The 1,365-nt window shown below is 67.3% G+C and carries 1 protein-coding gene; it reads left to right on the plus strand.

Annotated elements, in window-relative coordinates:
• A partial coding sequence (locus Q8O71_01160; GenBank protein ID MDP2704989.1) for a hypothetical protein occupies window positions 1-1,365 on the plus strand: 1,365 nt, incomplete at both ends.

The raw sequence follows: 1,365 nt of genomic DNA on the forward strand, positions 1-1,365 counted from the left end.
CATGTCGCCGGGCGGCAGGTGTTCCTGACCACCGACAGCAAGGTGTATCGCAACACCGGGACGGGCTGGACGGCGGCGGTTCCGGCGGTGGATATCACCGGGCAGATGACCGACGCGCAGATCGCCGACTTGGCCGCGACCAAGATCAGCGGGCAACTGACCGCGGCGCAGATCGCCAGCATCGCGTCAACGCAGATCACCGGGCAGATGACCGACGCGCAGATCGCCGATCTGGCCGCGACCAAAATCAGCGGTCAGCTTACCGACGCGCAGATCGCCGACATCGCCGCGGCCAAGATCACCGGGCAGGTGGTAGCGGCGCAGATCGCCGATGCGACGCTGACCACGGCGCAGTTTGCCGCAAGCATCAGGCCGGTCGAGATTCTGGGGGCGTTGCCTGGCCCGCCCCATGTCGCCGGGCGGATGGTGTTTTTGACCACCGACGGCAAGGTGTATCGCAACACCGGGACAGGCTGGACGGCGGCGGTTCCGGCGGTGGATGTCACCGGGCAGATGACCGACGCGCAGATCGCCGACCTGGCCGCGACCAAGATCAGCGGGCAGTTGACCGCGGCGCAGATTGCCGACATTGCGTCGACGCAGATCACCGGCCAGATGACCAACGCGCAAATCGCTGATCTGGCCGCGACCAAGATCAGCGGTCAGCTTACCGACGCGCAGATCGCGGACATCGCTGCCGCCAAGATCACCGGGCAGGTGGTGGCGGCACAGATCGCTGACGCGACGCTGACCACGGCGGAGTTCGCGGCCAGCATCAAGCCGGTCGAAGTGCTGGCGGCGCTGCCCGGCGCGCCCCATGTCGCCGGGCGGATGGTGTTCCTGACCACCGACAGCAAGGTGTATCGCAACACCGGGACAGGCTGGACGGCAGCGGTTCCGGCGGTGGATGTCACCGGGCAGATGACCGACGCGCAGATCGCCGATCTGGCCGCGACCAAGATCAGCGGGCAGTTGACCGCGGCGCAGATCGCCAGCATCGCGTCGACGCAGATCACCGGGCAGATGACCGACGCGCAAATCGCTGATCTGGCAGCAACGAAAATCAGCGGGCAACTGACCGACGCGCAGATTGCCGACATTGCGGCGGCCAAGATCACCGGGCAGGTGGTTGCGGCGCAGATCGCCGATGCGACGCTGACCACGGCAGAATTTGCCGCCAGCATCAAGCCGGTCGAAGTGCTGGCCGCGCTGCCGGGCGCGCCCCATGTCGCCGGGCGGCAGGTGTTCCTGACCACCGACAGCAAGGTGTATCGCAACACCGGGACGGGCTGGACGGCGGCGGTTCCGGCGGTGGATATCACCGGGCAGATGACCGACGCGCAGATCGCCGACTTGGCCGCGACC

The sequence above is a fragment of the bacterium genome, assembly GCA_030690305.1.
In the GTDB taxonomy this organism is placed as follows: domain Bacteria; phylum Patescibacteriota; class Minisyncoccia; order Phycocordibacterales; family JAGLPS01; genus JBBUCK01.